The sequence below is a fragment of the Lonsdalea quercina subsp. quercina genome, assembly GCF_000688655.1.
GTDB lineage: Bacteria > Pseudomonadota > Gammaproteobacteria > Enterobacterales > Enterobacteriaceae > Lonsdalea > Lonsdalea quercina.
Map to the genome: position 1 here is coordinate 49569 of NZ_JIBO01000017.1, position 26050 is coordinate 75618.

A 26050-nucleotide genomic window follows, 5' to 3' on the forward strand; every position below is an offset into this window, starting at 1 on the left:
AACGACGAAAAATAAGTGAGCAGGAATAACAACATAGGTAATCTTCGGTTGTTTTCTTCCTTTTTTACGCGATTGTAGACGTCAGATAAAATGCGTCGCCGTAATGGAGAGTGATACGCGCGTCCTGTCAAAACAAGTACGCGCGCTTATGTTTACCTCATCAATATTGGCTTGCGTTATTCAGCACGGCAATATCTTCCTCTGTCAGAGACAACCGGGTCGCAGCAGCCAGTTCGGCGACCTGATGAACCGACGTGGCGCTGGCAATGGGCGAAGTCACGCTCGGACGCGCGATCAACCAGGCCAGCGCGACCTGGCTGGACGATACGTTATGCGCCTTCGCGACCTGATCCAGAGCCTCAACAATCTTGATGCCCCGATCATTGAGATAACGATCCACGACGCCTTTACCGCGTAAGCTCTTGGAGGCATCTTCCGGGTGGCGATATTTACCGGACAAGAATCCGCTAGCCAGCGAGTAATAACTGATCACGCCCAGTCCATGCTCTTTGGCAATCGCTTCCAGACCCGACTCATAATGCTGTCTGTCGTACAGATTGTATTCAGGCTGCAGCGTTTCGTAACGAGCCAACTGATGGTCTTTACTGATTTTCAGCGCCTGAGCCAACCGATCGGTTTCATAATTCGAGGCCCCGATAGCACGAACTTTGCCCTCTCGAATCAATGCATCGAACGTCGACAGCGTATCTTCCAGCGGCGTCGATTTATCGTCGGTATGCGCCTGATAGAGGTCGATATAGTCCGTGTTCAGACGACGCAGAGAATCTTCTACAGCACGTCGAATATAGGCAGGAGCCAGCCCCTTGCCGCCATTTCCCATTTCCATACCGACTTTGGTCGCGATGATGACCTTGTCGCGTTGACCGCTTTTCTTCAGCCAGTTGCCGATAATCGTCTCAGATTCGCCTCCCTGGTTGCCATCAGCCCATACGGAGTACACATCCGCCGTATCGATGAAATTAAGTCCCTGATCCACCAACGCGTCCAGCAGGTTAAACGAGGTCGGCTCATCGATAGTCCAGCCGAAAACGTTACCGCCAAAAGTGATCAGAGGAACGTGGATCCCAGAACGTCCAAGCTCTCGGGAAGGGGTGGAAGCAGTCATAGGCAATCTCCTTTTTAATTAAACTCGCCTTAAAGTAGCCACTAAAAAGCGGCCGCGCTTGTACAATGCTTAGTCAACAACGCGCTGGTCCCCGGCACCACTGCGCCGAATAAAAGTTAATGCTATGAGACCAACGCTTTAGTTTAGGTTATTTTCCAATATATAATTCGCGCCCAGCGTATCTACTCTCAATGTTGACGCCGACGTTACCAACCTAACGTGAAAATTTGGCCCGTATCATATCTGGAGCAAACATGTCCCATCTCGTGCAATTCGTCCTGGCGTTAATCGTTATCGCCGGCCTATCGCTTTTGATCTGCCGCGATCGAAAAAGCATTCGTATCCGTTACATCATCCAGCTCTTAGTCATCGAAATCATACTGGCCTATTTCTTCCTCTACTCTTCCGTCGGGTTGGGTTTCGTTACCAGATTCGCGGGCATGTTCGACAGGTTGCTCGGTTTTGCCGCTGAAGGCACCAACTTCGTCTTTGGCAACATGAATGCTCAAGGCCTGGCCTTTTTCTTCCTCAAGGTACTCTGCCCCATCGTCTTCATCTCTGCGTTGATCGGTATCCTGCAATACATCAAAGTTCTGCCTTTTATCATCCGCGTAATCGGTACCGTCGTGTCAAAAGTAAATGGAATGGGCAAACTGGAATCCTTCAACGCGGTTAGCTCGCTGATTTTGGGACAGTCGGAAAACTTTATCGCCTATAAAGATATTTTGGGCAAAATGTCGGAAAAACGAATGTACACGATGGCGGCGACGGCAATGTCCACGGTGTCCATGTCTATCGTCGGCGCTTACATGACCATGTTGGACGCCAAATTTGTCGTGGCCGCGCTAGTACTGAACATGTTTAGTACATTCATCGTACTGTCTCTGATCAACCCCTATAGCGTCAACGATGAGCCGGAACTGCAGCTCAGCAACATGCACGAAAATCAGAGCTTCTTCGAAATGCTGGGGGATTACATTCTCACCGGTTTCAAAGTGGCCGTCATCGTCTCCGCCATGTTGATTGGATTTATTGCGCTGATCGCCGCCATTAACGCCTTGTTCAGTGCGCTCTTCGGACTTAGCTTCCAGGAAATTCTCGGCTACTTCTTCTACCCCTTTGCCTGGATCATGGGTATTCCGGCGAATGAAGCCCTCCAGGTTGGCGGCATTATGGCGACCAAGCTGGTGTCTAACGAATTCGTCGCCATGATGGAATTGCAGAAAGTTTCCGACCAGCTGTCTCCGCGTAGCGTCGGGATTTTGTCTGTGTTCCTGGTTTCCTTCGCCAACTTCTCTTCCATCGGCATTGTGGCCGGCGCGATCAAGGGCCTGAACGAACAACAAGGTAACGCGGTATCCCGCTTCGGTCTGAAGCTGGTTTACGGCTCCACGCTGGTGAGCCTGCTGTCTGCGGCTATCGCTGGACTGGTGTTATAGCGCCTGACTAATGATTATCTGACGTCATGCTACCCGGTCATCAAACGCTGACCGGGTAATTTTTATCCGTATGAAGATCTCTTCCCTATTGTCTTCATTTATGTTTCTTATTTACTCTCTATAGTTATACGCACTTCACCCGATAGCATAAGCACTAAACCCTTTGCTAACTCCCCCAGTTTGGGGCATTGGAGATCTCGTTTCATTACTATGAATACCAAACGTCTCTTTCGCTGGCTGTCATTGATCGCCGTTGCCGTCATCGCCGTCATTGCATGGCGATATTTCCACTCCACTACCCCGCCCGCGGGTTCAACGGCGAAAACTGCGTCCAGCAGCGGCAGAGGAGAAGGTCGTCGATCCATGACCACGCCGCCCGTGCAGGTGGCGCGCTCATTTACCTCCTCGGTTCCTTACTACCTGACCGGGCTTGGCACCGTCACATCGGCGAATACCGTCACCGTACGCAGCCGGGTCAGCGGACAATTGATGGCGCTGCACTTCGAAGAAGGCCAACAGGTCGCCGCCGGCGCGCTACTCGCGGAAATCGACCCGCGCCCGTTCGAAGNTGAGGTGACGCAGGCGAAAGGACAGCTGGCGAAAGACAAAGCGCTGCTTGCCAATGCGCGTCAGGATTTGGCACGTTATCAGGGACTGGTAAAAACCAATCTGGTATCCCGTCAGGAGCTGGATACTCAGACCTCGCTGGTGAAACAGTACGAAGCCACCGTCCAGTCAGATCAGGGCGCGCTGGACAGCGCCCAGTTACAGCTGGACTACAGCAAGATTACCGCGCCCGCCAGCGGACGCGTCGGGCTGCGTCAGGTGGATATCGGCAACTACATCACCAGTACGGATAACCTGCTGGTGCTGACGCAAACGCATCCTATCGACGCCGTTTTCTCGCTACCGGAAGATAGCATCGCCACTATTATCAAGGCGCAGAAATCCGGCCAGCCCATCGTCGTCGAAGCCTGGGACCGCGCCAACCAGCAGATGCTGTCGCAGGGCCAGTTGCTCAGCATGGATAACCAGATCGACACCACCACCGGCACCATCAAATTGAAAGCGCGTTTCGAAAATAGCGACGACCTCCTGTTTCCTAATCAGTTCGTGAATATCCGGATGAAGGTGGATACGTTGCTGAACGCGGTCCTCGCCCCCGCCGCCGCCGTGCAGATGGGCAACGAAGGCCACTTCGTCTGGCTGTTGAATGACAAAAATCAGGCGAGCAAGCATCTGGTCACCATCGGTATCCAGTACGGACAGAACGTGGTGATTAACAGCGGCCTGAACGCAGGCGAACAGGTAGTGACGGACGGAATCGACCGTCTGACGGAAGGCATGCAGGTCGACGTCATTCCGTCGTCCTCCACCGAAAGAACGTCTACGACCGCCGGTGACGATCGTCAGGCAAGAAAAGCGGAGACGCCCTAATGCAGGACAGCACGCCGAATCAGGGCGGCGGCCCATCCAGACTGTTCATTCTACGTCCGGTCGCCACCACGCTGTTGATGGTGGCGATTCTGCTGGCCGGGATCATCGGCTATCGCGCCCTGCCCGTCTCCGCGCTGCCGGAAGTCGATTACCCGACGATTCAGGTGGTCACACTGTATCCCGGCGCCAGCCCGGACGTCATGACGTCTGCGGTGACCGCGCCGCTGGAACGGCAGTTCGGCGNCATCTCCGGACTAAAGCAGATGTCGAGCCAAAGCGCCGGCGGCGCCTCGGTCATCACGCTCCAGTTCCAGCTCAATCTGGCGCTCGACGTCGCGGAACAGGATGTTCAGGCCGCCATCAACGCCGCCACCAATTTGCTGCCCAGCGATCTGCCTAATCCGCCGGTTTACAGTAAGGTCAACCCGGCCGATCCGCCGATTATGACGTTGGCGGTGACCTCCACCGCCATGCCGATGACGCAGGTGCAGGATCTGGTGGAAACCCGCATCGCCCAGAAAATCTCTCAGGTTTCCGGCGTCGGACTGGTATCGCTCGCGGGGGGGCAACGCCCCTCGGTTCGGGTACGTCTGAATCCAACCGCGCTGGCGGCCTATGGCCTAAGCAGCGAAACCGTGCGCACCGCCATCACCGCCGCTAACGTCAACGCGCCGAAAGGGAGCTTCGACGGCCCAGCCCGCTCGGTAACGCTCTCCGCCAACGACCAGATGCGTTCGATTGACGACTATCGCCAGCTGATCATCAGCTGGAGCAACAGCGCGCCGGTCAGGCTGCGCGACGTCGCCACGGTCGAACAGGCGCCGGAAAACACCTATCTGTCCGGGTGGGCGAACCGTCAGCAGGCCATCATTATCAATGTGCAGCGCCAGCCGGGCGCCAACGTCATTGCGACGGCGGACAATATCCGTCGTTTGCTGCCGTCTTTACAGGCCAGCCTGCCCAAGTCGGTCGAAATGTCGCTGCTGACGGACCGCACCACTACCATCCGTGCTTCGGTCGACGACGTACAGTTCGAACTGATTCTGGCCATCGCGCTGGTTATTATGGTGATATACCTGTTTCTGCGTAACGCGGTCGCCACGCTTATCCCCAGCATCGTGGTACCGCTGTCGCTGATCGGCACCTTCGCCGCCATGTATTTCCTCGGTTTCTCCATCAACAACCTCACGCTGATGGCGCTGACGATCGCCACCGGTTTCGTGGTGGACGATGCCATCGTGGTGATCGAGAACATCGCCCGCTACATTGAGCGCGGCGAGAAACCGCTGAATGCGGCGCTCAAGGGCGCAGGCGAAATCGGCTTTACCATTATCTCCCTGACGTTCTCGCTCATCGCCGTGCTGATCCCGCTGTTGTTTATGGGAGATATCATCGGCAGGCTGTTCCGCGAATTCGCGATGACGCTGGCGATCTCCATTTTGATTTCCGCCGTGGTGTCGCTCACTCTGACGCCGATGATGTGCGCCCGCATGTTGAGCCACAAAGGCCTGAGTCGTCAAAACCGTTTCACCCGCGCCAGCGAACGCTTCTTCGACCGCGTGATCGCCGCCTACGGTCGGGGACTGACCCGGGTACTGCAACATCCCTGGCTGACGCTCTGTGTGGCGTTAAGCACGCTGGTGCTGACCGTATTACTGTATCTGGTGATGCCGAAAGGCTTTTTCCCCCAGCAGGATAACGGGATCATTCAGGGCACCGTACACGCCTCCCAGACCGTATCTTTCACCACGATGGCGCAAAAGCAGCAGCAGGTCGCCTCCATCATCATGAAAGATCCGGACGTACAAAGCGTCTCGTCGCTGATCGGCGTGGATGGCACCAACCCATCGCTCAACAGCGGACGTCTGCAAATCAACCTTAAGCCGCACGGCGAGCGCAGCGACAGCATGACCGAGGTCATCACGCGCTTGCAGCAGCAGACGGCGCAGCTGCCGGGCGTTACGCTGTATCTACAGCCGGTTCAGGATCTGACTATCGATACCCAGATCAGCAAAACCCAGTACCAGCTGACGGTCCAAACGCTGTCGCTGGATACGCTCAGCGCCTGGGTGCCAAAGTTGGTGGAACAGCTCTCCGCCCTGCCCGAATTGCAGGACGTCAGCAGCGACTGGCAGGACGAAGCCGCCGTCGCTTACGTGAAGGTAGACCGGGACAGCGCCACCCGGCTCGGTATTTCGATGTCGGATATCGATAACGCGCTCTACAACGCCTTCGGACAACGGCTGATTTCCACTATCTACACGCAGTCGAACCAGTACCGCGTCGTGCTGGAGCAAGACACCCGCCAGCGTGACGGATTAGCGGCCCTCGACGATATCCGGCTGATCAACAGCGATGGCGGCGTCGTCCCGCTGGCCAGTATCGCCACGGTGGAACAGCGTCAGGGACCGCTTGCGATCAACCACGNCGACCGCTTCCCGGCGGCGACGGTCTCCTTTAATCTGGCGCCCGGTTATGCGCTGGGGGATGCGGTCAAAGCCATCGAGAAAGCGCAGCAGAGCATGGAACTGCCGTCGGAAATCACCACGCGTTTCCAGGGCAGCACCCTTGCCTTCCAATCCGCACTGACCAGTACCGTTTGGCTGGTTATCGCTGCGGTGATCGCGATGTATATCGTGCTCGGCGTGCTGTACGAAAGTTTCATCCATCCGATCACCATCCTCTCCACCCTCCCCACGGCGGGCGTCGGCGCGCTGCTGGCCTTGCTGGTCGCCGGAAGCGATCTGGATATCATCGCTATCATCGGCATCATCCTGCTGATCGGGATCGTGAAAAAGAATGCGATCATGATGATCGACTTCGCGCTGGCCGCCGAACGCCAACAGGGCATGTCGCCGTATGACGCGATTTATCAGGCCTGTCTGCTGCGTTTCCGCCCCATCCTGATGACCACGATGGCCGCGCTGCTCAGCGCGCTGCCGCTGATGCTGAGCACCGGAGTCGGCGCCGAACTCCGGCGTCCGCTGGGCATCTGTATGGTCGGCGGTTTGGTGATGAGCCAGGTGCTGACGCTGTTTACCACGCCGGTGATCTACCTGCTGTTTGACCGCCTTTCTCTTCGTCTGCGCCGCAAACCGGCTGAAACGCAGGGAGAAGTCTGATGAAGCTGTTCGCGCTGTTTATTCATCGTCCCGTCGCGACCACGCTGCTGGCGCTGGCGATTGCGCTATGCGGCGTGCTCGGCTTCCGACTGCTGCCGGTCTCGCCGCTGCCGCAGGTAGACTTCCCGGTGATCTCGGTCTCGGCCTCGCTGTCGGGCGCCTCGCCGGAAACCATGGCATCCTCGGTGGCGACGCCGCTGGAACGGGCGCTCGGCCGCATCGCGGGCATCACTGAAATGACCTCCATGAGTTCACTCGGTAGCACCCGCATCATTCTGCAATTTGAGCTGGATCGTGATATCAACGGCGCCGCCCGCGACGTGCAGGCCGCCATCAACGCCGCCCAGAGTCTGTTGCCCTCCGGCATGGCTAGCCGCCCCACCTACCGTAAGGTGAATCCGTCAGACGCGCCGATCATGATTATGACGCTGACCTCGGACACCTACTCCCCCAGCCAGCTGTACGATATCGCCACCAATCAGGTCTATCCGCGCATTTCACAGCTGGAGGGCGTCGGCGATGTCACCATTGGCGGCAGTTCGCTTCCGGCGGTGAGGGTATCGCTTAACCCGCTGGCGCTGTTCAATCAGGGCGTATCGCTGGATGAAGTCCGCCAGGCGATCGATAACGCCAATGTGCGCCTGCCCGTCGGCAGCGTGAATGACAAGACGACCCACTGGCAGATTGAAACCAACGACGAGCTGAAGACGGCGAAGGTCTATCGTCCGCTCATCGTTCACTACAATAACGGCGCGCCGGTGCGACTCAGCGATGTCGCGAAAGTCGAAGACTCCGTGCAGGACACGCTCAACGCGGGGATGACGAACGGCGAACCCGCCGTGCTGGTCATTATCCGCCGCGCGCCCGAAGCCAACATCATCTCCACCGTCGACAGCATCCGCGCCGCGTTGCCCGAACTGAGCGCCACGCTGCCCGCATCCGTGCATTTAAACGTCGCGCAAGACCGCTCCCCCACCATCCGCGCGTCGCTGGCGGAGGTGGAGCGGGCGCTGGTCATCGCCGTCGCGCTGGTGATTCTGGTGGTGTACCTGTTCCTGCGCTCGGGGCGCGCCACGCTGATCCCGGCGGCGGCGGTGCCTATCTCGCTGATCGGCACGTTCGCCGCCATGTATCTGTGCGGTTTCAGTCTGAATAATCTGTCGTTGATGGCACTGACGATCGCCACCGGCTTCGTGGTGGATGACGCCATTGTGGTGCTGGAAAACACCGCCCGGCACATCGAAGCCGGCATCAAACCGATGCAGGCGGCCATACAGGGCGTGCGCGAAGTGGGCTTTACCGTCGTCTCCATGAGCGTGTCGCTGATCGCCGTTTTCATTCCTCTGCTGCTGATGGACGGGCTATCGGGACGACTGTTTCGTGAATTCGCCGTCACCCTGTGCGTGGCGATCATGATTTCGCTGGTGGTCTCGCTCACCCTGACGCCGATGATGTGCGCGCGCCTGCTGCGTCCCCACGCCCCCCGCAGCCAGCCTCGCCGGCGAGGATTCAACCGGGTGCTGCTGGCCTTGCAGGAGCGGTATGCGCTCTCCCTGAACTGGGTATTGGCGCGTGCGCGCTGGGTCGTACTGGTCCTATTCGGCACGATCGGCCTCAGTGTGTGGCTCTATATCGACATGCCGAAAACCCTGTTCCCGGAGCAGGATACCGGGCGGATCATGGGCTTTGTGCAAGGCGACCAGAGCATTTCGTTCCAGGCGATGAAAACCAAGATGCAGGACCTGATGAAAACCGTCAGTAGCGATCCCGCTGTGGATAACGTGACCGGTTTTACCGGCGGTAACCGGACCAACAGCGGGTCGATGTTCATCAGTCTAAAGCCGCTGGCGGAACGCGGCGCCAGCTCGCAGCAGATTATCGCAAGGCTGAGATCTAAACTGGCTCAGGAGCCGGGCGCCAGCCTGTTCCTGATGGCGGTGCAGGATGTGCGGATGGGCGGCCGCGAAGCCAACGCCAGCTATCAATACACCCTGCTGTCGGATGATTTGAGCGCGCTGCGCCAGTGGGAGCCGAAAATTCGCGAGGCCCTCACCGCACTGCCGGAACTCGCGGACGTCAGTTCCGACCAGCAGGACAAAGGTGCCGAGCTGGCGCTGACCTACGATCGCGACNCCCTGGCTCAGCTTGGCATCAGCGTGTCGGATATCAATGCCCTGCTCAACAACGCCTTCGGGCAGCGGCAGATCTCCACCATCTATCAGCCGCTGAACCAGTATAAGGNGGTGATGGTGGTCGATCCGGTGTATGCGCAGGACGCCACCGCGCTGAACAAGATGTTCGTTATCAACAGTGAGGGCAAGGCGATCCCCTTGTCCTATTTCGCCCACTGGCTGCCCGCTAATGCGCCGCTGTCGGTCAACCATCAAGGGCTATCCGCCGCGGCGACGATCTCCTTCAACCTGCCGCCGGACGCCAGCCTGTCCGAGGCGACCTTCGCCATTGAGCGCGCGATGACCGCGCTGGGCGTGCCTTCCAACGTCCGCGGCCAGTTCGCCGGCACCGCGCTGGCGTTCCAGCAGTCGCAGTCGTCCCAGGTGGCGCTGATCATCGCCGCCATCGTCACGGTGTATATCGTGCTGGGGATGCTGTACGAAAGCTACGTGCACCCGCTGACCATCATCTCCACCCTGCCGTCGGCGGGGGTAGGCGCGTTGCTGGCGCTGAAGCTGTTTGATAAGCCGTTCAGCCTGGTCGCGCTCATCGGCATTATGCTGCTGATCGGCATCGTGAAGAAGAACGCCATCATGATGGTGGACTTCGCGTTGGTGGCGCAACGCACTCAGCATCTCAGCGCGCGCGAAGCGATATTTCAGGCCTGCCAGCTGCGCTTCCGCCCCATTTTGATGACGACGCTGGCCGCCCTGCTGGGCGCGCTGCCGCTGGTGTTAAGTAGCGGCGACGGCGCGGAGCTGCGTCAGCCGCTGGGGATCACCATCGTCGGCGGGCTGGTCATGAGTCAGCTGCTGACGCTCTATACCACGCCGGTGGTTTATCTGTTCTTTGACCGACTATCCCACCGACGCGCGCGCCGCCCGGTGACACTGCCGGAGTCGTCCTGACGGGCATTCAAAGAAACTGTCAGAGTCGGTGAAAAATTCACGATAGCCACTCAAGCTCAGGTTGTTAGCCTGAATGTTCTGGTTATCAAACGCTAAAAACGTCAGCGATGTCGGATTCTGCGGATGGTCTATGGGGTCGGGTCGTGGCGGCGGAATAGCCTAAAAACGGCGAGCAAGGCTGGACGTTCAGCACGCCGCAGATTGCCGGTCCGCATCCCCCCGCCGTGCGCAACGTCCATGAGCTGTGCTGTACATGGCGAGCGACGCCGTCAAAACGCTCGCTGGCAACCTCGAGGGCTTCTATCCCGCCGGGCTGCGTCCTGACATCAACCGCGGGAACACGCTGACTTACGATACGATCACCAACGGCGTCTACAAGACCGGTTATTACGGCATTCGCTGGCTCAATCCTACCGGCATCGTGCCGCAGGGACCGGAAATCGATCTCGATCGACCGCAGAACCGCCGCACCCGCCGTGGAGAAACGAAATAGGCATACTTTTTGTAAGCCGAATACTGATTTTTCCCCGCATAAGCGCTAGAATCTGCCGCCTTACTGCTCCCGCCCGGGGGCAGCCTGACCTGAGATCAGACTTGAGAGAAACCCATGTTTAAACCGGAACTACTGTCTCCGGCCGGTACGCTGAAAAATATGCGTTACGCCTTCGCTTATGGCGCTGACGCGATTTATGCCGGCCAGCCCCGCTATAGCCTGCGCGTGCGCAATAACGAATTCAATCATCAGACGCTGGCCGAGGCGATCAACGAAGCGCATTCGCTGGGCAAAAAGTTCTACGTCGTCGTTAACATCGCGCCGCATAACGCCAAAATTAAAACCTTCCTGCGCGACCTCCAGCCGGTGATCGACATGCAGCCGGATGCGCTGATCATGTCCGATCCGGGTCTGATCATGTTGGTGCGTGAAAACTTCCCGCAGATGCAGATTCACCTGTCGGTGCAGGCCAACGCGGTCAACTGGGCAACCGTAAAATTCTGGCAACAGATGGGGCTGAGCCGCGTGATTTTGTCCCGCGAATTGTCTCTGCAGGAAATTGAAGAGATCCGCGCGCAGGTGCCGGAGATGGAGCTGGAAATTTTTGTTCACGGCGCGTTGTGTATGGCCTATTCCGGCCGCTGCCTGCTCTCCGGCTACATCAACAAACGCGACCCCAATCAAGGCACGTGCACCAACGCCTGCCGTTGGGAATACAAAGTGCAGGAAGGTAAAGAAGACGAGGTGGGCAACATTGTCCACATGCATGAACCGATTCAGGTCGCTAACGTCGAACCCACGCTGGGCATCGGCGAGCCGACCGACAAGGTCTTTATGCTGGAAGAGAGCCAGCGCCCCGGCGAATATATGAGCGCGTTCGAAGATGAACACGGCACTTATATCATGAACTCCCGCGATCTACGGGCGATCCAACACGTTGAACGCCTGACGCAAATGCAGGTGCACTCGCTGAAAATCGAAGGTCGTACCAAATCCTTCTACTACTGCGCACGCACCGCGCAGGTGTACCGTCGCGCCATCGACGACGCCGTGGCGGGAAAACCTTTTGACCCATCGCTGTTGCAGACGCTGGAAGGGCTGGCTCATCGCGGCTATACCGAAGGTTTCCTGCGCCGTCACGTCCACGAAGACTACCAGAACTACGACTACGGTTATTCGGTGTCCGACCGCCAGCAGTTTGTCGGCGAGTTCACCGGCGAACGGCGTAACGGTCTGGCGGAAGTCGCGGTGAAAAACAAGTTTTCCTGCGGCGATAGCGTAGAAATGATGACGCCGGGCGGCAACGTGCAGTTCACGATTGAAGGGATGCAGAACGCTAAAGGTCAGGATACCGACGTCGCGCCGGGCAACGGCCATATCGTCTACCTGCCGGTCCCGGAAGACATTTCGCTGGAATACGCGTTGCTGCTGCGTAATCTGCCGGGGACCAACACCCGTCATCCTCACGCCAAATAATGTGCCGACAGTCAGAGCAGAACGCTGTTCTGACGTTTTTTAGAAATGGATCACATCAATGGCGGACGCGGTCGGTTATTATTCAACCGCTGAGAAAACACAGAACGAAAAATAAGCGTAGTAACACTACCAGGAACCACCTCTTTCGCCAGCTCAATCTCCCTTGAGCTGGCTTTTTCTTTTCCTGATCACCCCGCCACGTATCCATTGTCCGCGCGTCACGCTTTTCTGCTACGCTGACTACACTATTTTCGGAGGCGATCTGCATGCTTCGCCTCATTTTCGGTTTCATCAAGGTCTTTTCAGGGAGTACGTCGTCATGGCGCAAAAACCTCAATCCATCATCATTTTGAACGGCAAAAGCAGCCAAAACGACGAACTGCGTCAGGCGGTGACAGTCCTGCGTGAAGAAGGTTATCCTCTGCACGTGCGCGTCACCTGGGAACACGGCGACGCGTTGCGCTATGTCCGTGAAGCGATAGCGATGGAAGCGGACAATGTGATCGCCGCAGGCGGCGACGGCACCATCAACGAAATCGCCGTGGCGCTGGCGCATCAGGAAGCGGAACATCGCCCCTGTCTGGGGATTGTGCCGCTGGGCACGGCCAACGATCTCGCTACCAGTTGCCGGATTCCGACCGACCTGCATCAGGCGCTGCGGCTGGCGATTTTAGGCCGCGCGACCGCAATCGATTTGGCTCGGGTCAACGACCGACACTACTTTATCAATATGGCGACGGGCGGTTTCGCCACCCGTATCACCACCGAAACGCCGGCGGCCATGAAATCTGCGCTGGGCGGCGCGGCCTATGTGCTGAACGCGCTGCTGCGCATCGACACGCTGAAGGCCGAACGCTGTCAGGTTAAAGGTCCGGATTTTGACTGGGAGGGCGATACGCTGGTCATCGCCATCGGCAACGGTCGTCAGGCGGGAGGCGGACAGCAACTGTGCCCGGATGCGGTACTGAATGACGGGCTGTTGCAGCTGCGCGTGCTGTCTGCGAAAGAGCTGCTGCCGAATATGATGCAGGCGCTGATGTCCGGCGGTGAAAATCCCAACGTGATCACGACCGCACTGCCGNGGCTGGACATTAGCGCGCCGAACGAGATGACGTTCAACCTCGATGGCGAGCCGCTGACCGACAAACACTTCCGTATCGAGGTGGTGCCAGCGGCGCTGCGCTGCCGCTTCCCCAGCCCTTGCCCGCTGCTGAGCGAGTAAACGACCGGGGTCGGGACATCGCTATTCGCGTCTTAGCCGCTGGCTGTTTGCCAGATACAAGGTCACCACCAGAATCAATATCGCGCCCGCGTAGATCAAGGTATAGGTGGGATTTTTGTGGTCGACGATAATCAGCCGCACGATGGCGGTGATCCCGATATAGACGAAGTAACGCAGCGGAAAATGATAGCCCGTCTCAAAATACTTCACGATTAGCGCAATAAATTCGAAATACAGAAAATACACGACCAGACTTTCAATCAACAGATAGGTGGAATCCTTCTCACTGCTCACCATCAATGCCTTCGCCAGGTGCAGCGTCTCTTTGCCCAAAAACACCACCAGAATAATAGCGAGAGCCAATAAACCTATGTTAAGTATTGTTTGTAACCCTTTGGCGATCATGATCGAACGCGTTGAACCTGCCATGTACATGACTCCTAACCATCCTTCATTTTTCTGCATCTACGCCGGCGGCGAACTGCTATTGCTGTGTGCGACGTCCCTGCGAACGTCGTGAATCGGCCGGAAAAACCTGACACCGGNCACAAAATTACCGGTAGCCCCTGAGACTGTCCATGTAAATTTCATTTTCCGCAGAGATAGGCATCACCACCAGCGGTGGAAATGATGCACCGGCCCGATGCCCTGACCGACTTCCAGCGTATTCGCCTGTTGTAAGGCCCCTTGCAGATAGGCTTTGGCGGCGGCCACACAGGCCGACCAGTCGTCACAACGGGGACGCAATGCCGCCAACGCCGCCGACAGCGTGCAGCCCGTACCATGAGTATGGCGGGNATTGACTCTCTGCGCCGAAAAACGCAACGGTGATGCCCCAACGGTGAACAGCCAGTCCGGACTTTCGCGATCGGAAAGATGGCCGCCTTTCATCAGCACCGCCTGACAGCCCAACGCGAGCAGCGCTTCGCCCTGCTCCCGCATCTCGTTTTCGTTCTCGGCGATCGGGCACGCCAGCAGCGCGGCCGCTTCCGGCAAATTCGGCGTGATGATGGAGACCTGCGGCAGCAGTTGCTGACGCAGCGACTGTACCGCCGACGGTTGCAGCAACGGATCNCCGCTTTTCGCCAGCATCACCGTGTCGAGCACGACGAAGCGTACCGGATAACGGCGCAGACGTTCGGCGACGGCCTCGACGATATCGGCCTCGGCCAGCATGCCGATCTTGGCGCTATCAATCCGCACATCGCCGAGCACCGAGTCAAGCTGCGCGGCCACGAAGGCGGGTTCGATACGGTAGACCGACTGCACGCCACAGGTATTTTGCGCCACCAGCGCCGTGATCACGCTGGTGCCGTAGGCTTCCAATGCCGAGAAGGTTTTCAGGTCGGCCTGGATGCCCGCGCCGCCGCTTGGATCGGTGCCCGCAATCGTCAATGCGTTGATACGCTTCATTTCGCGGTCGCCTCCATTGCCATAAACAACTGATCCAGAAACCGCGGGATAAAACTGCCGGGACCGCCCGCGCCGTTGGCGGCACGTTGCCCGCATTCAGACATCACCGCGCAGGCGGCGGCGATATGTTGCAGGCGATCGCCCGGCAACGCGCAAAACCCCGCCACCACCGCCGACAACGCGCAGCCGGTCCCGACGACGCGGGTCATCAGCGGGTGCCCGCCCGCCACCGCCCAGTCACGCTCGCCGTCGGTGACGTAGTCCACCTCGCCGGTCACGGCCACGCAAACGGACCAGCGTCGGGCAAGCTCCCGCGCCGCAGGCAGCGCGGCCAGCGAGGTGTTGCCGCTATCTACCCCCCGGCCCTGCGAAGCGGCGCCGGACAGCGCCAGGATCTCTGAAGCGTTACCGCGTACGGCGGCAGGCCGCAGCGCCAGCAGTTCACGGGCGAAGTCGCTGCGAAACGTCAGCGCGCCGACAGCGACCGGGTCCAGCACCCAAGGGCGTTCGGCCCGATTGGCGTTCGCCACCGCAGATCGCATGGCTTCGGCCCGGACCGGCTCCAGCGTACCGATATTAATCAGCAGCGCATCCGCTAACGCGCTGAACTGCGCGGCTTCGCTGCGCTCCACCACCATCGCGGGCGACGCGCCCAGCGCCAGCAGCACATTCGCGGTAAAGCTTTGCACGACATCATTGGTCAGACAGTGAATTAAAGGGGGGCGGCGGTGAAAGAGTTTCAGAGAATCCGCCGCAAGCGCGGACGGAAACGGCACAGGTCGAGTATTCATAAGTCTCCCAACCGGCGATCAAGAAGGCGGGAGCCGGTGAGACTCCGTGACTTCCCTACGCTGGCATTATCCAGATCAGGTGGTACGGGTCTTTCTCAGCCTTCACGTGGAAGGGCACCCCGAGTCAACGTTCATGATTATTCGGCCTGACGGCGCAAAGGTCAACGGCCGCCAACCATCGCGCATCGACGATAACGGGCGAAACAAGGTATGAAGAGGAGTTCAGAAGGGAAAAGCCAGGAATTACAGCGAGAAACAAGAAACAAGAAACAAGAAACAAGAAACAAGAAACAAGAAACAAGAAACAAGAGCGCATAGGGATACGCCTTGATTGTCTAGTGAATAAACGGCCGACGCCGTACGACCCCCACGGCGTCGAGCGCTTTGCCCGTCATATTACAGGCATAATGCCGATCAGAACGCGGTCTTGTGGTACAGGCGCGAGACCAGATCCGTTATGCACAACACCAGCGAGGACTGGATACGCTGCTGATAGCGCTGTTTTTGCATCTCCAGCAGCGAGGTGTCCACCCCATCTTCCGGCAAATGCGAGTTGAACTGAGGCGGCAGCGGCGTCATACCGTGCAACATGCTGACCGGCCCCAGAATTTCATCATCGGTAAACCGGTAACGCTGTCCGCCATGCTCCAGTTCATTGTTTAACGCCAACAGCAGTTCAACGTCTTCGTACTCGTCTCGGCTGATCACGCCCAGCGCATAGATCAGTTTAAGGCGAACCGGCAGCGCAGACAGCGGGCCGCTGCCCTCCAGCAGCGGCTCCACGGCATATTTGACGGCATAATCATCCTTGCGGAACGCCTGCAGGACCAGATGGTCAATCGCATCGGCCAGAAGTTCGACCGCCGCCTGGATAAACCCCGAGACGGTCGGTCTGGCGTTCAGGCGTTCCAGAATGTGACTTTCGAACGCCTGCTCGTCTTCCATCCCCGTCTTGGGCTGCGGCACGTTTTTCTGCGTCGGGCGCGGCTCGGAAGCCGCCACCCGACGTTTACCTGCGGGAGAATAACGCTGTTCTGGCATCAGTATCGTTTTTCACCTTGCGTTACAGAGAGTGATATAACGTTGCCACCTGCGTGACAACCTCGGGACGATCTTCCAGTCCGGTAATCTGGATCAGCGCATTTTCGACGCCGTGCGCATCAATCAGCGCCGCCATTTCACGCGCCTGCTCATCCTCATCGCTACGGTATTTCAGCGCCGCGGCGATGCCGATCAGCAGATTACGGTGCGGCAGGCCGTATTCCAGCGTACCGCGCAACGGCCTGATTAACCGGTCGCCGTCGCCCAATTTGCGCAGCGGCTGTCGGCCCACGCGTTCGACATCGTCGTGCAGATACGGATTTTCGAAACGACTGAGGATCTTGTCGATGTATGCCGCATGCTGCGCCGGATCGAAGCCGTAGCGTTGAATCAGCACCGCGCCGCTTTCCTGCATTGCGCCTTTTACCACCGCGCGCACCGCATCATCGAGTATGGCTTCGCGGATCGTCCGGTAGCCCGCCAGACACCCAAGATACGCGGTTATGGCGTGGCCGGTATTGAGCGTAAACAACTTGCGCTCGACATAGGCCATCAGGTTGGCGGTGGGTTCCATCCCGGCGATGACCGGCAGCTCGCCCTTGAACTGCGTGCTGTCGACGATCCATTCGCTGAACGTTTCGACCGTCACCTCCAGCGAATCGTCGTTCGCCGCTGCGCTGGGCGGCACAATGCGGTCCACGGCCGAATCCACAAATCCCACATGCTCGTCGACCCATGCATGCAACGCGTCGGGCAGTGCCGCCATAACATGCTGACGAAGCTGGCTGGTGCCGCGCNCCATATTTTCGCAGGNGATGATATTTAGAGGCTGCCGGTTGCCGCGCTCATGCCGCGCTATCAATCCCTGCGCCAACGTTCCCGCAATTTTACTCAGGACCTGCGGCCCGACGGCGGTGGTGATGATATCCGCGCGGGCGATCTCATTGATGGCGTCGGGGCTGGCGCTATGCACCGCGCTGACGCGGTTAACTCGTTCAACATGCGACGCTTCTCCAACAACATGAACCTCATAGTGCTGCTGATGAGCCAGTTGATCCACCAGCGGCTGATTGACGTCGGCAAAAATAAGTTCGGACTTGGCGTCCGCCAATAATTTGCCGATGAAGCCACGACCAATATTGCCTGCACCGAAATGAATCGCTTTCATTGTCGACCTCGATATCTTGTCAAAATCGTTGAGCTGCACGTACGGACCGGTCAAACGCCGGTCCGATAGGCTTCACGCCACGCGTTCGCCGGAGAGCAGCACCAGCATCTCTTGCACGCTGCGGGTTTCCACCAGCCGCTCGATGATGCCGTCGTCATTCAGGGCATTCGTCAGACGCGCAATCACCTGAACATGTTCGTTATTACGGGCGGCGATCCCAATCACCAACCGCGCGACGTCGTCCGGCTCGGAGCCGAATCTGACGCCTTGCGGATATTGGCAAATCACGACGCCGGTGCGCAGGACGCGATCTTTGGCTTCAACCGTGCCGTGCGGAACGGCGATGGATTCCCCCAGATAGGTGGAGGTCATGGCTTCGCGCTCCAGCATGGCCTCGACGTAGGCCGGCTCCACGTATCCGCCCGCGACCAGCTGTTCGCCCGCAAAGCGGATGGCCTGCTCTTTACTGTCGGCCTGTAGATTGAGGAAGATGTTGTTCTCACCCAGTTCGAACAGATTGGCTTCGTGTTCGGCCGGATCGAACCAGTCATCATTGGCCGCGACAATGGTTTGATTAATCAGTCGGTTATCGTTCGCCGCTACCGGACGGTACGCCGCCAGCAGCCGGGTCGTCAGCTCGTTGTACAAGCCGCTGTCGAGGAAGTTACTCAGAGAAAGGTGGATCGCGTGCGGCGCGTGCTGCAACGCTCGTTCGGTAAGATCCTGGTGGGTAATGACCAGATCGACCTCTTCCGGCAGGCTGTTGATCGCCATATTCGTGACCGAGATATGCGTCAGTCCAGCATCCTTTATCTTCTTGCGCAGCACGCCCGCGCCCATCGCGCTCGACCCCATACCGGCATCACAGGCCACAATGATCTTCCGCACCAAACTCAGATCCTGCGAAGCATCCAGCGTAGCGCGCATCACCGGCTGTGGCTGAGCCGCGCCCGGCGCGTTGCCGCCTTTCGCTTTCTGTTTCAAGCTCTGCATGCGACGGGTCGCGTCCGCCAGACCGTTGTCTTCTTCATCCCCCACCGGCACGCGTTTCAACATCACCGCAGAGACCAGGAAAGAGACCAAACCCGACATCAGGATAGAGAGCACCACGCCGATCAGCGACGACTTCGGCGTCATCAGCAATACCGCGAAGATCGACCCCGGAGACGCCGGAGAGACCAGCCCCGCGTTGAACAGCGTCAGCGTAAAGACGCCTGTCATACCGCCGAGGATCACCGCCAGCATCAGGCGTGGATTCATCAGGACGTACGGAAAATAAATTTCGTGGATACCGCCGAAGAAATGGATGATGGCGGCGCCCGGCGCGGACTGTTTCGCACTGCCCTTGCCGAAGAACATGTAGGCCAGCAGCAGGCCGAGTCCCGGGCCGGGGTTGGCTTCGATCAGGAAGACCACCGACTTGCCGGTTTCCGTCGCCTGCTGGATCCCCAGCGGGGAGAAAATCCCATGGTTGATGGCGTTGTTGAGGAACAGCNCTTTCGCCGGTTCCACAAAAATGGAGGTCAGCGGTAGCAGGTTGTCCTGCACCAGCAGGTTTACCCCGGTCGCCAGCACCTTGGACAACGATGAGACCAGCGGTCCAATGGCCATAAAGGCCAGCCCCGCCAGCAGCATCCCGATAATCCCGGCAGAGAAGTTGTTGACCAGCATTTCGAAGCCGCTTTTGATTTTACCGTCAACCCAGCGGTCGAAACGTTTGATAGCCCAGCCGCCCAGCGGGCCGGCCATCATCGCCCCCATAAACATTGGCATGTCTGCGCCAACGATGACGCCCATTGTGGTGATAGCGCCCACGACCCCGCCGCGTTCGCCGCCGACCAACCGGCCGCCGGTATAACCAATCAGCAGCGGCAGCAGGTAGGTAATCATGGGCTCGACCAGTTTGGCCAGCGTCTCATTCGGCAGCCAGCCGGTAGGAATAAACAGCGCGGTGATTAAACCCCAGGCGATGAATGCGCCGATATTGGGCATCACCATGTTGCTGAGGAAGCGGCCAAAATTCTGTATCTTGACCTTAATAGTTGGTGATAGCATAAAACTCACTCCCCTCGGTGGTACGCGCTCAGGGACGGTGCGCGTCGTAATAGTGAGATGGTTTCGCCAAAAACCATCGGTCGTTCTCTAGACAAATCGACTCTATCACGCCGTTTTCGCCCCCAGTACCCCGAGGGGAATTTGTGACTGAGATCACTCAGTTACCCCACCTCAGGTAGGATTTCACGCGATCTCCATCACAAATCAGATCTGAAAGTCAGTTACATTGTTAAAATTTGGCGTTTGACAGCCCCTCTTACGTGACCACCATCACACTTCAATTCAGTAACTTTGTTTTAACATTGTGACTTACATCACGTTGCGCCGTTCAATTCAGAGTCCTGGATAGAGGTCGAAGGTTTGCGTTTTCTGTTTCGGCGGAGAAATTGGGGAAAAATGTAATTTAATTACGGGTTGGGGTGAGTAGAAACGCCAGCGCCAGAATGCAGCGAAGGATTGGACGTAGATAAGGCGGAGATTTGAAACCGTAGGAGACTGGCTGACCGCATTGCACCATAAGACCACGCCAGTCGAGGTCATAGCCCCTTCAGGGAAACAGAATGAAAGGGCTGACGCATTATGACCCGGTCGTACTATCTTGCCCCTCAGATGAATAGCCCACCGCTGCTCGCTAACTTTCGGCTAGTGATACGTTGGTTTGAAATATCGATGAGTGGGTTATCACTTCGGAAAAGCTATCCGATAGTCACCGTTCCCCCACCGATCAACACCCCCCCACAGCTCACTGCATCACCGGTACGGGCGACAGGCTTACCATCCGCGATCACGGTTGATGAACCACCGCAGATGTTACGTGCGTGGCCATGAGCCGCCAACGGATCGCCTTCACGCGCCAGAGAAAGGCCATCGACCTTAACCGTGGAAGAGCCAGCAATGACTGACGTCGGCGGATGGCTGTCGTGCCCCGTATCTATATCGCCCAACTTAACCGCATTTCCCATAAATTCATTTCTCCATTATTCATCTGATAACGCGAGAGACTTCAAAAATTCGTCGCTTTTTCATAAACATAATAGGGTAATCAAAAAGAACAAGAGCCAAATCCGAATGAATCGTGTACGTTCTGATTTTTGTTTCAACGCCGCCGCTCCTTGCTGACGGTAGGGCGCTGCTGGCGGAGAGTGGCCTACTGCCCCCCCCTCTACAACAGGCGGATAACGCCGCTGTTTATTTCAAGCCGCTGTGTTGTGACCTTATTTAATTATTGAACCGGATGCTGATCGGTTTTCGGCTGCCTGGCGCGGTAGGCGTCCATGATCGGCGCCCATTCCATGCCACGGGGGATGGGATGTTGCTTGAAGAGTTCGCCGTACTCTTTGTCAAAATCCTCAATGCCATATTGTTCTGCCACAGATACTTTTTTGTCGTACCAGTCATCGGTCACCTCTTTGGCGATGCCCCGGACCAGTAGCAGATCTGGACTGACCCCCTGTAAATCTCCCATCAAGGTCACCTCATAGTAGCCTCCGGGAGCCAGACCAAAGTAGAGCCAATTGCGTTGGTCAATTTTCCCTCTAACCTGATATTGCTGCTGCATCTGTTGTGGCAAATCAGCGGGTAAATCAACTTTAATCCGATACCGTTTTCGATCATGAAAGGACACCATTTCTATCTCAGCCTTATCAGGAACAGGGACGCCGTCGGTAGGTAAACCGCCTCCCCCAGACCAATAATATTTTTTTTCTATGATGTCTTTATAAGGTGCGCCCGCGTTGCATCCCCCTCCGGGATAACTAAAAACCGTTTTCCCGTGGAGATAAAAAGTCACTTTAGTCGTACAAAAGCTATCAATATTGCTGCCTGAACCATAACTCCAATTGGCCCTTATTGCCGCATTGCCTGTTGAACAGGCCATCAGCGACATGCAGAAGCCAAACAAAAGGAAAAGATATTTCAACATTATGTCTCCTGGTTCCCGATTAAACGCCGCCGCTCCTTGCTGACGGTAGGGCGCTGCTGGCGGAGAGTGCCTACTGCCACCCCCCTCTACAACAGGCGGATAACGCCGCTGTTTATTTCAAGCCGCTGTGTTGTGACCTTATTTAATTATTGAACCGGATGCTGATCGGTTTTCGGCTGCCTGGCGCGGTAGGCGTCCATGATCGGCGCCCATTCCATGCCACGGGGGATGGGATGTTGCTTGAAGAGTTCGCCGTACTCTTTGTCAAAATCGTCAATGCCATATTGTTCTGCCACAGATACTTTTTTGTCGTACCAGTCATCAGTCACCTCTTCGGCGATGCCGCGTGCAAGCAGTAAGTCTGGTTTGACTCGTAACTTATCGCCTTTCAACAACACCTCATAATAGCCTCCGGGAGCCAGACCAAAGTAGAGCCAATTGCGTTGGTCAATTCGACCATTAACCTGAAATTGTTGTTGCATCTGCTGCGCTAAATCTGCCGGCAAATCAACTTTGATCCGATAACGCTTACGATCAAGAAAGGACACCATCTCTATAGATGCTTTATCAGGAACAGAAACTCCATCAGTAGGCAGTCCTCCGCCTCCAGCCCAGTAATAGCGTTTAGCTACAATTCTGTCACTTAGCAATCCACCGGCACCCGCCTCACGGTCTGCGTAAATAAGCTTCCCGTGTCGGTAAAACTCTGTCCGGGTATTTTTTGTAATATCGATGTTACTGCCTGTTCCGTAGCTCCAATTGACACGCGTCGCCGGATGACCTTCTGTGCACGCCATCAGCGACATGCAGAAGCCAAATAAAAAGAAAAGATATTTCAACATCATGCCTCCTGGTTCCCGATTAAACGCCGCCGCTCCTTGCTGACGGTAGGGGGCTGCTGGCGGAGAGTGGCCCACTGCCAACTCCCCTCTACAACAGGCGGATAACGCCGCTGTTTATTTCAAGCCGCTGTGTTGTGACCTTATTTGATTATTGGACCGGATGCTGATCGGTTTTCGGCTGCCTGGCGCGGTAGGCATCCATGATTGGCGCCCATTCCATGCCACGGGGGACGGGATGTTGCTTGAAGAGTTCGCCGTACTCTCTGTCAAAGTTTTTTAGTGTCACCGTATATTGGCTGACGCCAATAGGATACTTTTTGTCATACCAGTTATCGGTCACCTCTTCGGCGATGCCGCGGACCAGTAGCAGATCCGGACTGACCCCCTGCAAATCTCCCATCAAGATCACTTCGTAGTATCCNCCGGGGGCTAAACCAAAGTAGAGCCAATTGCGTTGGTCAATTTTTCCTCTAACCTGATATTGCTGCTGCATCTGTTGTGGTAAATCAGCGGGTAAATCAACTTTGATCCGATACCGTTTACGGTCATAAAAGGACACCATTTCTATAGATGCTTTATCAGGAACAGAAACTCCGTCAGTAGGCAGTCCTCCGCCTCCAGCCCAGTAATAGCGTTTGGCTACAATTCGGTCACTTAGCAATCCACCGGCACCGCCACCCGCCTCACGGTCTGCGTAAATAAGCTTCCCGTGTCGGTAAAACTCTGTCCGGGTATTTTTTGTAATATCGATGTTACTGCCTGTTCCGTAGCTCCAATTGACACGCGTCGCCGGATGACCTTCTGCGCACGCCATCAGCGACATGCAGAAGCCAAACAAAAGGAAAAGATATCCCAACATTATGTCTCCTGGTTCCCAATTAANCGCCGCCGCTCCTTGCTGACGGTAGGGCGCTGCTGGCGGAGAGTGCCTACTNCCACCCCCCTCTACTACAGGCGGATAACGCCGCTGTTTATTTCAAGCCGCTGTGTTATGACCTTATTTAATTATTGAACCGGATGCTGATCGGTTTTCGGCTGCCTGGCGCGGTAGGCGTCCATGATCGGCGCCCATTCCATGCCACGGGGGATGGGATGTTGCTTGAAGAGTTCACCGTACTTTTTGTCAAAATCGTCAATGCCATATTGTTCTGCCACAGATACTTTTTTGTCGTACCAGTCATCAGTCACCTCTTCGGCGATGCCGCGGACCAGTAGCCGATCCGGACTGGCCCCCTGCAAATCTCCCATCAAGGTCACTTCGTAGTATCCACCGGGGGCTAAACCAAAGTAGAGCCAATTGCGTTGGTCAATTTTCCCTCTAACCTGATATTGCTGCTGCATCTGTTGTGGCAAATCAGCGGGTAAATCAACTTTGATCCGATAACGCTTACGATCAAGAAAGGACACCATCTCTATAGATGCTTTATCAGGAACAGAAACTCCGTCAGTAGGCAGTCCTCCGCCTCCAGCCCAGTAATAGCGTTTAGCTACAATTCGGTCACTTAGCAATCCACCGGCACCGCCACCCGCCTCACGGTCTGCGTAAATAAGCTTCCCGTGTCGGTAAAACTCTGTCCGGGTATTTTTTGTAATATCGATGTTACTGCCTGTTCCGTAGCTCCAATTGACACGCGTCGCCGGATGACCTTCTGCGCACGTCATCAGCGACATGCAGAAGCCAAACAAAAGGAAAAGATATCTCAACATTATGTCTCCTGGTTCCCGATTGAACGCCGCCGCTCTTTGGTAATGGTAGGGGGCTGCTGGTGGAGAATGGCCTACTGCCAACCCCCCTCTACTACAGGCGGATAACGCCGCTGTTTATTTCAAGCCGCTGTGTTGTGACCTTATTTGATTATTGAACCGGATGCTGATCGGTTTTCGGCTGCCTGGCGCGGTAGGCGTCCATGATCGGCGCCCATTCCATGCCACGGGGGACGGGATGTTGCTTGAAGAGTTCACCGTATTCTTTGTCAAAGTTTTTTAGTGTCACCGTATATTGGCTGACGCCAATAGGATACTTTTTGTCATACCAGTTATCGGTCACCTCTTCGGCGATGCCGCGGGCGAGTAACAGATCCGGACTGACCCCCTGCAAATCTCCCATCAAGATCACTTCGTAGTATCCACCGGGGGCTAAACCAAAGTAGAGCCAATTGCGTTGGTCAATTTTTCCTCTAACCTGATATTGCTGCTGCATCTGTTGTGGTAAATCAGCGGGTAAATCAACTTTGATCCGATACCGTTTACGATCATGAAAGGACACCATTTCTATCTCAGCCTTATCAGGAACAGGGACGCCGTCGGAAGGTAAACCGCCTCCCCCAGACCAATAATATTTTTTTTCTATGATGTCTTTATAAGGTGCGCCAGCGTTGCATCCCCCTCCGGGATAACTAAAAACCGTTTTCCCGTGGAGATAAAAAGTCGCTTTAGTCGTACAAAAGCTATCAATATTGCTGCCTGAACCATAACTCCAATTGGCCCTTATTGCCGCATTGCCTGTTGAACAGGCCATCAGCGACATGCAGAAGCCAAACAAAAGGAAAAGATATCTCAACATTATGTCTCCTGGTTCCCGATTAAACGCCGCCGCTCCTTGCTGACGGTAGGGCGCTGCTGGCGGAGAGTGGCCTACTGCCCCCTCTACTACAGGCGGATAACGCCGCTGTTTATATCAGCCGCTGTGTTGTGACCTTATTTAATTATTGAACCGGATGCTGATCGGTTTTCGGCTGCCTGGCGCGGTAGGCGTCCATGATCGGCGCCCATTCCATGCCACGGGGGATGGGATGTTGCTTGAAGAGTTCACCGTACTTTTTGTCAAAATCGTCAATGCCATATTGTTCTGCCACAGATACTTTTTTGTCGTACCAGTCATCAGTCACCTCTTCGGCGATGCCGCGTGCAAGCAGTAAGTCTGGTTTGACTCGTAACTTATCGCCTTTCAACAACACCTCATAATAGCCTCCGGGAGCCAGACCAAAATAGAGCCAACTGCGTTGGTCAATTCGACCATTAATCTGAAATTGTTGTTGCATCTGCTGCGCCAAATCTGCCGGCAAATCTACCTTGATTCGATAACGCTTACGATCATATAGCGACACCATTTCTATAGATGCTTTATCAGGGACAGATACTCCATCAGTAGGCAGTCCTCCGCCTCCAGCCCAGTAATAGCGTTTGGCTACAATTCGATCACTTAGCAATCCACCGGCACCCCCACCCGCCCCACGGTCTGCGTAAATAAGCTTCCCATGCCGGTAAAACTCCGTCCGCGTATTTTCTGTAATATCGATGTTACTGCCTGTTCCGTAGCTCCAATTGACACGCGTCGCCGGATGACCTTCTGCGCACGTCATCAGCGACATGCAGAAGCCAAACAAAAGGAAAAGATATCCCAACATTATGTCTCCTGGTTCCC

The 26050-nt window shown here is 56.4% G+C and carries 21 protein-coding genes and 1 riboswitch; of the genes, 7 read left to right on the forward strand and 14 right to left on the reverse strand.

All coding sequences use genetic code 11. The annotated features are described in order from the left end of the window. Window positions 1-160: 160 nt before the first annotated feature. Entirely contained in the window at window positions 161-1126 is a 966-nt protein-coding gene (locus RZ35_RS15440; RefSeq protein WP_026744139.1) for an aldo/keto reductase, read from the reverse strand. Between the two features lie 254 nt (window positions 1127-1380). On the opposite strand from RZ35_RS15440, the gene RZ35_RS15445 reads away from it, so the two are divergent. From RZ35_RS15445 to yegS, 7 genes are all read left to right on the forward strand, one after another. Continuing rightward, window positions 1381-2565: a NupC/NupG family nucleoside CNT transporter gene (locus tag RZ35_RS15445; protein WP_026744140.1), complete on the forward strand. Its 1185-nt coding sequence runs from the start codon at window positions 1381-1383 to the stop codon at window positions 2563-2565. 210 nt (window positions 2566-2775) lie between these two features. Further along, on the forward strand, window positions 2776-4002 hold the full coding sequence (locus RZ35_RS15450; RefSeq protein ID WP_026744141.1) for an MdtA/MuxA family multidrug efflux RND transporter periplasmic adaptor subunit: 1227 nt from the start codon (window positions 2776-2778) through the stop codon (window positions 4000-4002). Continuing rightward, window positions 4002-7124: an MdtB/MuxB family multidrug efflux RND transporter permease subunit gene (locus tag RZ35_RS15455; protein ID WP_026744142.1), complete on the forward strand. Its 3123-nt coding sequence runs from the start codon at window positions 4002-4004 to the stop codon at window positions 7122-7124. Before RZ35_RS15450 ends, RZ35_RS15455 begins: the two co-directional genes overlap by 1 nt. Further along, on the forward strand, window positions 7124-10204 hold the full coding sequence (gene mdtC / locus RZ35_RS15460; RefSeq protein ID WP_026744143.1) for a multidrug efflux RND transporter permease subunit MdtC: 3081 nt from the start codon (window positions 7124-7126) through the stop codon (window positions 10202-10204). The genes RZ35_RS15455 and mdtC overlap by 1 nt, the downstream gene beginning before the upstream one ends. 253 nt (window positions 10205-10457) lie before the next feature. Further along, entirely contained in the window at window positions 10458-10697 is a 240-nt protein-coding gene (locus RZ35_RS15465; RefSeq protein ID WP_026744144.1) for a hypothetical protein, read from the forward strand. Between the two features lie 114 nt (window positions 10698-10811). Further along, window positions 10812-12173, forward strand: a complete 1362-nt coding sequence (gene trhP / locus RZ35_RS15470; protein WP_026744145.1) for a prephenate-dependent tRNA uridine(34) hydroxylase TrhP — start codon at window positions 10812-10814, stop codon at window positions 12171-12173. 319 nt (window positions 12174-12492) lie between these two features. After that, window positions 12493-13395, forward strand: a complete 903-nt coding sequence (gene yegS / locus RZ35_RS15480) for a lipid kinase YegS (protein ID WP_026744147.1) — start codon at window positions 12493-12495, stop codon at window positions 13393-13395. 21 nt (window positions 13396-13416) lie between these two features. Here yegS and psiE read toward each other — a convergent pair whose 3' ends face one another. The 13 genes from psiE to RZ35_RS15545 form a co-directional block, all read right to left on the reverse strand. Then, window positions 13417-13824, reverse strand: coding sequence for a phosphate-starvation-inducible protein PsiE (gene psiE, locus RZ35_RS15485; protein ID WP_026740059.1), 408 nt, complete (start codon window positions 13822-13824; stop codon window positions 13417-13419). Between the two features lie 180 nt (window positions 13825-14004). After that, a complete protein-coding gene (thiD, locus tag RZ35_RS15490; protein ID WP_026744148.1) occupies window positions 14005-14808 on the reverse strand; it encodes a bifunctional hydroxymethylpyrimidine kinase/phosphomethylpyrimidine kinase in 804 nt (267 codons plus the stop codon). Next, window positions 14805-15599 carry a hydroxyethylthiazole kinase gene (gene thiM / locus RZ35_RS15495; RefSeq protein WP_026744149.1) on the reverse strand — a complete coding sequence of 265 codons (795 nt, stop codon included), beginning with the start codon at window positions 15597-15599 and terminating at the stop codon, window positions 14805-14807. The genes thiD and thiM overlap by 4 nt, the downstream gene beginning before the upstream one ends. A gap of 35 nt (window positions 15600-15634) precedes the next feature. Beyond that, window positions 15635-15731, reverse strand: a riboswitch (TPP riboswitch). A gap of 282 nt (window positions 15732-16013) precedes the next feature. Then, on the reverse strand, window positions 16014-16544 hold the full coding sequence (locus RZ35_RS15500) for an MltR family transcriptional regulator (RefSeq protein ID WP_036153641.1): 531 nt from the start codon (window positions 16542-16544) through the stop codon (window positions 16014-16016). 118 nt (window positions 16545-16662) lie between these two features. Next, window positions 16663-17808 carry a mannitol-1-phosphate 5-dehydrogenase gene (locus RZ35_RS17720; RefSeq protein WP_026744151.1) on the reverse strand — a complete coding sequence of 382 codons (1146 nt, stop codon included), beginning with the start codon at window positions 17806-17808 and terminating at the stop codon, window positions 16663-16665. A 72-nt stretch (window positions 17809-17880) separates the two neighbouring features. Continuing rightward, window positions 17881-19863 carry a PTS mannitol transporter subunit IICBA gene (locus RZ35_RS17725; protein ID WP_026744152.1) on the reverse strand — a complete coding sequence of 661 codons (1983 nt, stop codon included), beginning with the start codon at window positions 19861-19863 and terminating at the stop codon, window positions 17881-17883. A gap of 695 nt (window positions 19864-20558) precedes the next feature. Continuing rightward, window positions 20559-20825 carry a type VI secretion system PAAR protein gene (locus RZ35_RS15515; RefSeq protein WP_026744153.1) on the reverse strand — a complete coding sequence of 89 codons (267 nt, stop codon included), beginning with the start codon at window positions 20823-20825 and terminating at the stop codon, window positions 20559-20561. A gap of 260 nt (window positions 20826-21085) precedes the next feature. Continuing rightward, a complete protein-coding gene (locus tag RZ35_RS15520; protein WP_099049279.1) occupies window positions 21086-21784 on the reverse strand; it encodes a DUF2931 family protein in 699 nt (232 codons plus the stop codon). 146 nt (window positions 21785-21930) lie between these two features. Then, on the reverse strand, window positions 21931-22626 hold the full coding sequence (locus RZ35_RS15525; RefSeq protein ID WP_099049280.1) for a DUF2931 family protein: 696 nt from the start codon (window positions 22624-22626) through the stop codon (window positions 21931-21933). Window positions 22627-22774: 148 nt separating this feature from the next. Continuing rightward, the gene (locus RZ35_RS15530) at window positions 22775-23485 is read right to left on the reverse strand and encodes a DUF2931 family protein (protein ID WP_081825741.1); all 711 of its coding nucleotides are present in this window, start codon (window positions 23483-23485) and stop codon (window positions 22775-22777) included. A 146-nt stretch (window positions 23486-23631) separates the two neighbouring features. Further along, window positions 23632-24333 carry a DUF2931 family protein gene (locus RZ35_RS15535; RefSeq protein WP_099049281.1) on the reverse strand — a complete coding sequence of 234 codons (702 nt, stop codon included), beginning with the start codon at window positions 24331-24333 and terminating at the stop codon, window positions 23632-23634. A 148-nt stretch (window positions 24334-24481) separates the two neighbouring features. Continuing rightward, on the reverse strand, window positions 24482-25189 hold the full coding sequence (locus RZ35_RS15540; protein ID WP_081825742.1) for a DUF2931 family protein: 708 nt from the start codon (window positions 25187-25189) through the stop codon (window positions 24482-24484). 142 nt (window positions 25190-25331) lie between these two features. Next, window positions 25332-26050 (reverse strand): DUF2931 family protein (locus RZ35_RS15545; RefSeq protein WP_394296489.1); only part of this gene is annotated, 719 nt, incomplete at its 5' end.

Excerpts from the sequence above, each read along its gene's own strand:
- RZ35_RS15440 (WP_026744139.1), bottom strand. The coding sequence starts at position 1,126 with ATGACTGCTTCCACCCCTTCCCGAGAGCTTGGACGTTCTGGGATCCAC.
- RZ35_RS15445 (WP_026744140.1), top strand. The coding sequence starts at position 1,381 with ATGTCCCATCTCGTGCAATTCGTCCTGGCGTTAATCGTTATCGCCGGC.
- RZ35_RS15465 (WP_026744144.1), top strand. The coding sequence starts at position 10,458 with ATGGCGAGCGACGCCGTCAAAACGCTCGCTGGCAACCTCGAGGGCTTC.
- trhP (WP_026744145.1), top strand. The coding sequence starts at position 10,812 with ATGTTTAAACCGGAACTACTGTCTCCGGCCGGTACGCTGAAAAATATG.
- psiE (WP_026740059.1), bottom strand. The coding sequence starts at position 13,824 with ATGGCAGGTTCAACGCGTTCGATCATGATCGCCAAAGGGTTACAAACA.
- thiM (WP_026744149.1), bottom strand. The coding sequence starts at position 15,599 with ATGAATACTCGACCTGTGCCGTTTCCGTCCGCGCTTGCGGCGGATTCT.
- RZ35_RS15500 (WP_036153641.1), bottom strand. The coding sequence starts at position 16,544 with ATGGAAGACGAGCAGGCGTTCGAAAGTCACATTCTGGAACGCCTGAAC.
- RZ35_RS15515 (WP_026744153.1), bottom strand. The coding sequence starts at position 20,825 with ATGGGAAATGCGGTTAAGTTGGGCGATATAGATACGGGGCACGACAGC.
- RZ35_RS15520 (WP_099049279.1), bottom strand. The coding sequence starts at position 21,784 with ATGTTGAAATATCTTTTCCTTTTGTTTGGCTTCTGCATGTCGCTGATG.
- RZ35_RS15525 (WP_099049280.1), bottom strand. The coding sequence starts at position 22,626 with ATGTTGAAATATCTTTTCTTTTTATTTGGCTTCTGCATGTCGCTGATG.
- RZ35_RS15535 (WP_099049281.1), bottom strand. The coding sequence starts at position 24,333 with ATGTTGAGATATCTTTTCCTTTTGTTTGGCTTCTGCATGTCGCTGATG.
- RZ35_RS15540 (WP_081825742.1), bottom strand. The coding sequence starts at position 25,189 with ATGTTGAGATATCTTTTCCTTTTGTTTGGCTTCTGCATGTCGCTGATG.